Annotated in this window: 7 protein-coding genes; 1 reads left to right on the top strand and 6 read right to left on the bottom strand. The window is 74.0% G+C overall.

Annotated elements, in window-relative coordinates:
- Positions 1-26: 26 nt before the first annotated feature.
- The 6 genes from ABD308_RS15085 to ABD308_RS15060 form a co-directional block, all read right to left on the bottom strand.
- Complete coding sequence (locus ABD308_RS15085; protein WP_344333785.1) at positions 27-716, bottom strand: DUF4191 domain-containing protein; 690 nt, start codon at positions 714-716, stop codon at positions 27-29.
- 79 nt (positions 717-795) lie between these two features.
- A complete protein-coding gene (locus ABD308_RS15080) occupies positions 796-999 on the bottom strand; it encodes a hypothetical protein (RefSeq protein WP_344333783.1) in 204 nt (67 codons plus the stop codon).
- A gap of 199 nt (positions 1,000-1,198) precedes the next feature.
- Positions 1,199-2,152, bottom strand: a complete 954-nt coding sequence (gene lipA / locus ABD308_RS15075) for a lipoyl synthase (RefSeq protein ID WP_344333782.1) — start codon at positions 2,150-2,152, stop codon at positions 1,199-1,201.
- Between the two features lie 166 nt (positions 2,153-2,318).
- Positions 2,319-3,089, bottom strand: a complete 771-nt coding sequence (gene lipB / locus ABD308_RS15070) for a lipoyl(octanoyl) transferase LipB (RefSeq protein WP_425554770.1) — start codon at positions 3,087-3,089, stop codon at positions 2,319-2,321.
- A 138-nt stretch (positions 3,090-3,227) separates the two neighbouring features.
- Positions 3,228-5,156, bottom strand: coding sequence for a helix-turn-helix domain-containing protein (locus ABD308_RS15065; protein WP_344333808.1), 1,929 nt, complete (start codon positions 5,154-5,156; stop codon positions 3,228-3,230).
- A 168-nt stretch (positions 5,157-5,324) separates the two neighbouring features.
- The gene (locus ABD308_RS15060) at positions 5,325-6,086 is read right to left on the bottom strand and encodes a 3-hydroxybutyrate dehydrogenase (protein ID WP_344333778.1); all 762 of its coding nucleotides are present in this window, start codon (positions 6,084-6,086) and stop codon (positions 5,325-5,327) included.
- A gap of 321 nt (positions 6,087-6,407) precedes the next feature.
- Here ABD308_RS15060 and ABD308_RS15055 point away from each other — a divergent pair.
- The coding region (locus ABD308_RS15055) for an NsdA family TPR-like regulatory protein (RefSeq protein ID WP_486327025.1) at positions 6,408-7,168 on the top strand (761 nt) is incomplete at its 3' end.

Raw genomic sequence — 7,168 nt, 5'->3', positions numbered from 1 at the left:
TCTCGTGCTGTCGACGGGGGAGGGGCTCAGCGAACCTGGCCGCCCTTGGGCATCCGGGCGCCCTTGGGCATCGGGCCCTTGGGGATGGGCGCCTTGGAGAGCAGGTCGCCCAGCGCGCGCAGGCGGTCGTTGGTCTCGGTGACCTGGGCGGGCGTGATGGCGCGCGGCAGACGCATCAGGTGGATCTGCAGCTTCTTGAGCGGGACCTCGTCCGGGCCGTCGCCCACCACGATGTCGTGCACCGGCACGTCGCCGACGACCCGGGCCATCTTCTTCTTCTCCGACGCGAGCAGCTGGCGCACCCGGTTCGGGTTGCCCTCACCGATCAGCGCGATGCCGGCCCGGCCCACGGCGCGGTAGACCGCGTCCTGGCTGCGGGTGACCGCCACCGGGGTGGTGTTCGCGCTCCAGCCGCGCCGGATGTTGTTCAGCACCGCCGCGACGGCGCCCGGCTGGCCCTCCATCTGCCCGAACGCGGCACGCTCGGCCCGGCGCCCGAAGACGATCGCCATGGCCAGGAAGGCCACGATGAAGCCCAGGATGCCCAGGTAGACGGGGTGCTCGATCGCGAAGCCGATGGCGAGGAACACGCCGAAGGTCAGCAGGCCGACGCCGGCGATGATCAGGCCGATCTTGGTGTCGACCTTCTTGGTCATGGTGTACGCCAGACGGATCTGCTTCAGCCGTCCGGGGTTCTCGGATGTTTCCCTCGCCATAACGCTCATGGTACGTGGCGTGGGCACGGGATATCCAAGCCCGGGTGCCCGTTCGCTCCGAACCGTGACCCGGGTGACGCTACGGAAGCGGCCCGCGGTGCCGCGAACCACCCGCTGTCACCCCCGGCGCCGGTGCGTCGTCGTGCCGGCGGTCGGCCGCGTACCGGCGGTTCTCGCACACCGCCGCCCAGGCGTTCCGCCGGGCCTGCCGCTGCCCGCCGGACAGCAGGACGCTCTCGGCGAACCGCAGCGCGACCCCCACCGACCGGATCCGCATCCGCATGCCGAACAGCTCCCCTCGTGGCCGTAGCCGTGGCTGAGAAGAATCGAACAACCGTGACGGGTTCATCGTCACCACCCCGTGTTACCAGTCCGTGACCTGGCGGTCAAAGCGTGATGAACGCGGAAGGGCGGAGCCGAGGCTCCGCCCTTCGAATGGCTCAAACACGCCGCTCAAGCGCGCCTGAGCACGGCCGGTCGGGTCAGACCGAGGCCTGCTCGCGACGCTCCAGCGCCTGCCGGTACAGCCGTCCGGCGCGGTACGACGAGCGGACCAGCGGACCGGACATGACCCCGGCGAAGCCGAGCTCCTCGGCCTCCTCCTGCAGCTCGACGAACTCCTGCGGCTTCACCCACCGCTCCACCGGGTGGTGGCGCAGCGACGGGCGCAGGTACTGGGTGATGGTGATCAGCTCGCAGCCGGCCCCGACCAGGTCGGCCAGCGCCTGGCTGACCTCCTCGCGGGTCTCGCCCATGCCCAGGATCAGGTTGGACTTGGTGACCAGCCCGGCGGCGCGCGCCTGGGTGATGACGTCCAGCGAGCGCTCGTAGCGGAAGGCCGGGCGGATCCGCTTGAAGATCCGCGGCACCGTCTCGACGTTGTGCGCCAGCACCTCGGGGCGGGACGAGAAGACCTCGGCCAGCTGCTCCGGCACCGCGTTGAAGTCCGGGATCAGCAGCTCGACGCCGGTGCGGCCGCCCTCGCGGCCGGCGGTCATCGCGTGCACCTGGCGCACGGTCTCGGCGTACAGCCAGGCGCCGCCGTCCGGCAGGTCGTCGCGGGCGACACCGGTGATGGTGGCGTAGTTGAGGTCCATGGTGACGATGGACTCGGCGACCCGGCGCGGCTCGTCCCGGTCGAACTCGGCGGGCTTGCCGGTGTCGATCTGGCAGAAGTCGCAGCGGCGGGTGCACTGGTCACCGCCGATGAGGAAGGTCGCCTCGCGGTCCTCCCAGCACTCGAAGATGTTGGGGCAGCCGGCCTCCTGGCAGACCGTGTGCAGCCCCTCCTTCTTCACCAGCGACTGGAGGGCGTTGTACTCCGGGCCCATCTTCGCGCGGGTCTTGATCCACTCGGGCTTCCGCTCGATGGGGGTCTCGCTGTTGCGGACCTCCAGGCGGAGCAGCTTCCTGCCGTCGGGTGCGACAGCGGACACGTGCGACTCCTAGAACTAGACGGGGTACCCCCAGGGTACGCCTGTGCTTGTACGGCCTTCGCCGGGGCCGGGGCCCCGCAATCGCAGGGCAACAGGGCTACCGGCAGGTAGATTCCCGGGGATCCTTCCCGGGACCGGCCCGGGATCCGCCCGGGGGCGGGAAGCCTCAGCGGCCGGCGGCCGGTTCCGGCAGTTCGGCGAACACCTCGGCCAGGTGCTTCTCGACCAGCGGCACCGCCTCCGGGACGGTGAAGTCCCGGCCCAGCTCGCCGGCCAGCGAGGCGACCCCGGCGTCCCGGATGCCGCACGGCACGATCTTGTCGAACCAGGTCATGTCCGGATCGCAGTTCAGCGCGAAGCCGTGCATGGTCACCCCGCGCGCGACCCGGACGCCGATCGCGGCCAGCTTGCGGTCGTCACCGCGCTGCCCGGCGTTGGAGGGCGCGTACTCGGGACCGGCCAGCCGCGGGTCGATGCCCAGCGGCAGGCCCATCCGCAGGGTGAGCTTGCCGATGTCCACCACCTGCTCCGGGTCCACCACCGCGTCCGGGATGGAGCGGCCCAGCACCCAGACGCCGCTGCGGCCCTCGACCCGGGTGGTCTCCACGCCCAGCGCGCCGCAGGTGCGGATCAGCGCCTCCTCCAGCCGCCGCACGTACGCGATCACGTCGATCGGGTCCGGCAGCTTGACGATCGGGTAGCCGACCAGCTGGCCGGGGCCGTGCCAGGTGATCTCGCCGCCCCGGTTGACCTCGACCACGGGGGTGCCGTCCAGCGGCAGGTCGGCCGGGTTGGTGCGCTTGCCCATGGTGTAGACGGGCTGGTGCTCCAGCAGCAGCACCGTGTCCGGGATCTCGTCCGCGACCCGCAGGGCGTGCAGCCGCTGCTGCTCCTCCCAGGCCTCCTGGTACGGGACGGCGCCCTCGCCCGTGCCCATGCGTATGAACCGCACGTTCTCGCTCACCGCTGCTCCTTGCCAGGCGTTCGAGACCAACCTCGCCACTGTACGCCCGCCCGCCGGGGAACCGTCCCGGCCCCTCTCCCCGGTCGGCCCCGCCCGCCGGACCGGTCCCGCTCAGCGGCCGGACAGCAGCTGGAGCCGCAGTGCCAGCTGGAGCTCCAGGGAGCGCTCGGGACCGTTCCAGTCCCGGCCCAGCAGCACCTCGACCCGGTCCAGCCGCTGCACCACGGTGTTCACGTGGACGTGCAGCTCGTCCTTGGCCCGGGTCAGGCTGCCCCCGCAGTCGAAGTACGCGCGCAGGGTGCGGACCAGTTCGGTGCCGCGCCGGGCGTCGTACTCCAGCAGCGGGCCCAGGGTCGCGCGGACGAAGCCCGCCACGTCGTGGCCGTCGCCGAGCAGCACGCCCAGGAAGCCGAGCGCCCGCGCCGAGCCGCCCTCGCCGGAGCGGCCGAGCACCCGCAGCGCCCGGACGCAGCGCAGCCCCTCGGCGTACGCGGCGGCCAGCGCGACCGGTCCGGCGGCGGGACGGCCGGTGCCCACGGTGACCGGGAACCCGGCCAGCCGGGCCAGCCGCTCGGCGGCCTGTCCGGCGACCCGCTGAGCGGCGTCCCCCTCACCCGGCCCGCCGTCCCCGCCGTCCGGGACCAGCAGCACCACCGCCTCCCCGTGCTCCGCGCTGATCCCGCGCGAGCCGAACAGGTACCGCCCGGCCGCGCCCGCCAGCCGGGAGTGGGCGCCGGCGTCCCGCACGTCGCCCGGCTCCGCGACCAGCACCAGGTGCGGGCGGCCGAGGTCCACACCGAGCCGCCGGCCGCGCGCGGTCAGCCCGGCCGGGTCCCGGTCCGGGGCGGTGAGCAGGTCGGCCAGCAGCTCGCCGCGGACCCGGTTCTCGGTCTCGGCGACCGAGCGCCGCAGCAGCAGGAGCAGCGCGGTCACCACACCGGCCCGCTCGAACAGCCGGCGGTCGGCGTCGTCGAGGTCGGGGCGCCCGCGCAGCACCAGCGTGCCGAGCTGCTCCTGCCCGGCCAGGACCGCGCACACCCAGGCCTCGCCGTGCCGCACCGATCGCCCCTCGGCCCGGGACGCGGCCGCCGCCTCGGCCGGTCCGGTGCCCGGGGCGGCGGCCGGTCCGGCCAGCGGTTCGCCCTCGGCGTCCAGGACGGCTATCCCGCCGCCGAGCAGGGCGGCCACCGCCGCGGCGACGTCCGGCACCTCGGCCCCGCGCAGCACCAGGTCGGTGAGCCGGTCGTGGCCCCGCTCGGCGCGCTGGACGGCGGCGGAGTGGGCGCGGATCAGCTCGTTGGCGCTGTTCAGCTCGGTGAGCGCGGCCCGGGCGTCGGCCAGCGACTTGGCGGTGTCCAGCGCGATCGCGGCGTGCGCGGCCAGCGTGCAGAGCAGCGCGACCTCGTCGGGGGAGAAGGCGCGCGGTGAGCGGTCGGCGGCGAACAGCACGCCGATCACCCGGTCGCCGAGCAGCAGCGGCACGCCGATGATCGCCACCAGGCCCTCGTCGAGCACCCCCGCGTCGATGCTGCCGGTGTGGTGGAAGCGGTCGTCGGCGCGGTAGTCGGGGGTGGCGTACGGGCGGGCGGTCTGCGCGACCAGGCCGCCGAGGCCGTCGCCGAGGCTGAGTCGCAGGGTCTGGAAGAGCACCGACACCGAGCCGTCGGTGACCCGCATGTAGGTGTCGCCGGCGGCCTCGTCCGGGAGGGTCAGGTAGGCGGTGTCGGTGCCGAGCAGCATCCGGGCCCGCCGGACGATCGCCTGCAGCACGGCGTCCAGGTCGCGCGAGGCGGCGAGGTCGCCGGCGGTGTCGAACAGCGCCGTCAGCTCGGCCTCCCGGCGCCGGTGCTGGCGCATCGTGCGGTGGACCCGCAGCGCCTGCCAGGTGGCGTCGTCGATCTCGCTCAGCACCGCGGCCGGCGCGCCCTGCCGGCGGGCGTCGGCCAGCACGTCGGCGAAGTCCTCGGTGGCGGCGCCGGAGGCGAGCAGGTCCAGCAGGCGCCGGAGCGCGGGCGCCGAGCTGGAGTGGAGGTCGTTCATGGTGCGGCCGCCCATCGACAGTGGGTGTACGTGCCCCGGGGAGGGAAGCGAGATCGTAGCCGCTCGGCCCGGCCGGTCGTCGGCGGCCGGCGCGCGTGCGGCGGTGCGCGTTCGGTGGTGCGCGCCGACCGCCGGACCCGCCCCGTCACGACCGCGGGGCCGGCGTCCTCAGCGGGCCGTCCAGGCGCCGTCGAGCGGGAGCGAGGCACCGGTGAGGGAGGAGGCGTGGGGCAGGCAGAGGTGGAGGGCGAGCCGGGCGACCTCCTCGGGTTCGATGAGGCGCTTGACGGCGGTGCGCTCCAGCAGGACGCGCTCGACCACCTCCTCCTCGGGGATGCCGTGGGCGCGGGCCTGGTCGGCGATCTGGTGCTCCACCAGGGGGGTGCGGACGTAGCCGGGGTTGATGCAGTTGCTGGTGACGCCGTGCGGGGCGCCCTCCAGCGCGACGGTCTTGCTGAGGCCCTCCAGGGCGTGCTTGGCGGTCACGTAGGCGGACTTGAAGGGGCTCGCCCGCAGGCCGTGCACGGAGGAGATGTTGACCACCCGGCCCCACCCGCGCGCGTACATGTGGGGGAGGGTGCGGCGCAGGATGCGGAACGGCGCCTCGACCATCACCCGCTGCATCAGCGCGAACCGGTCGGGCGGGAACTCGTGGACCGGGGCGACGTGCTGGAGGCCGGCGTTGTTGACCACGATGTCGGCGTCGGCCGGCAGCGCCTCCACCGCCTCCGGGTCGGCGAGGTCGGCGACGTGCGCCACACCACCGATCCGCTCGGCGAGCCGGTGGGCCGGGTCGGCGGCGAGGTCGACGACGTAGACCCGGGCGCCGGCCGTGGCGAGGGCCTCGGCACAGGCCCGGCCGATGCCCGAGGCGGCTCCGGTGACCAGCGCGGTGCGGCCGTCGAGCGGTCGGGCTGAAGTGGTGTCCATGGCCGAGAACGGTAGGAATCCGGCGGTCGCGCTCCTATGTGGCGGACCCCTACAGCACCCCGCTGAACTGTGGTGTTCCCCCCTATCACACCGCTGTCGCGGCCGTCGGGTCGGCGGACGCCCTCGAAGCCAAACCCATCCTGAGGTGCCTTCCCCACAATGGGCGCGGATGCTTCACCCGTTCGGAGGATTGCTCGGTCAGAACCACCCATAGCGCCCGAATGCTCGCTACATTCACGCCGATTCCCGACAGGGGGCGTCGCCACAGGCAGCCGAACCGCTGGTGGAGCCGGTGCGGCGTCCGAGAGGTGTTGACTGACTATGCCCCAAAGGCCTGCAACCGACAGCCCGGCGTACGGACCGCTCGACCCGCTCGACCAGCACCGGGGTCCGGTCGGCCGGTCCCTTCCGGACGCCCCCGAAGCCCCGACCGCCGCCGAGGACCTGCGGCTGCCCGAGCAGGCCACACCCGCCGACCGGCTCGTGCCCGAACGCCACGCTCCGGAGCACCACACCCCACCCGAGCACCACGCCCCCGAGCGCCACGCGCAGCCCGAGCGGCACACGTCCGAGCGCCACCAGGCGGCCGGCACCACCCAGAACCTCCAGCTCGCCGCGCTGATCGAGGAGGCCGGCTTCTCGCACGCGGGCCTCGCCCGCCGGGTCGACCAGCTCGGCCTGGAGCACGGCCTCGACCTGCGCTACGACAAGACCTCCGTCACCCGCTGGCTGCGCGGCCAGCAGCCGCGCGGCGCCACCCCGGCGCTGATCGCCGAGGTGTTCACCCGCCGGCTCGGCCGCCGCCTCACCGCCCAGGACCTCGGCCTGGACGCCTGCGCCCCGGTCTACGCCGGCCTGGAGTTCGCCGAGACGCCGCAGGAGGCGGTGGACATCGTGGCGAGCATGTGGCGCAAGGACAACGGACCGCAGTCCGAGCTGCGCCGGATCGCCTTCACCCCGGCCGGCCTGGTGGTGCCCAGCCGGGACTGGCTGATCGGCCGCACCGACGAGCGGGTCGCCAGGGACGGCTCCACGCTGGCCCGGCCCGACCCCGGAACCGGGGCGCCGTCCGCCGGGCCGCC

Source organism: Kitasatospora putterlickiae (assembly GCF_039527695.1).
In the GTDB taxonomy this organism is placed as follows: Bacteria; Actinomycetota; Actinomycetes; order Streptomycetales; family Streptomycetaceae; genus Kitasatospora; species Kitasatospora putterlickiae.
The sequence above is the reverse complement of the archived record's forward strand: the minus strand, read 5'-3'. Positions and strand labels throughout refer to the sequence as shown.

Excerpts from the sequence above, each read along its gene's own strand:
- ABD308_RS15085 (WP_344333785.1), bottom strand. The coding sequence starts at position 716 with ATGGCGAGGGAAACATCCGAGAACCCCGGACGGCTGAAGCAGATCCGT.
- ABD308_RS15080 (WP_344333783.1), bottom strand. The coding sequence starts at position 999 with ATGCGGATGCGGATCCGGTCGGTGGGGGTCGCGCTGCGGTTCGCCGAG.
- lipB (WP_425554770.1), bottom strand. The coding sequence starts at position 3,089 with ATGGGCACGGGCGAGGGCGCCGTCCCGTACCAGGAGGCCTGGGAGGAG.
- ABD308_RS15065 (WP_344333808.1), bottom strand. The coding sequence starts at position 5,156 with ATGAACGACCTCCACTCCAGCTCGGCGCCCGCGCTCCGGCGCCTGCTG.
- ABD308_RS15060 (WP_344333778.1), bottom strand. The coding sequence starts at position 6,086 with ATGGACACCACTTCAGCCCGACCGCTCGACGGCCGCACCGCGCTGGTC.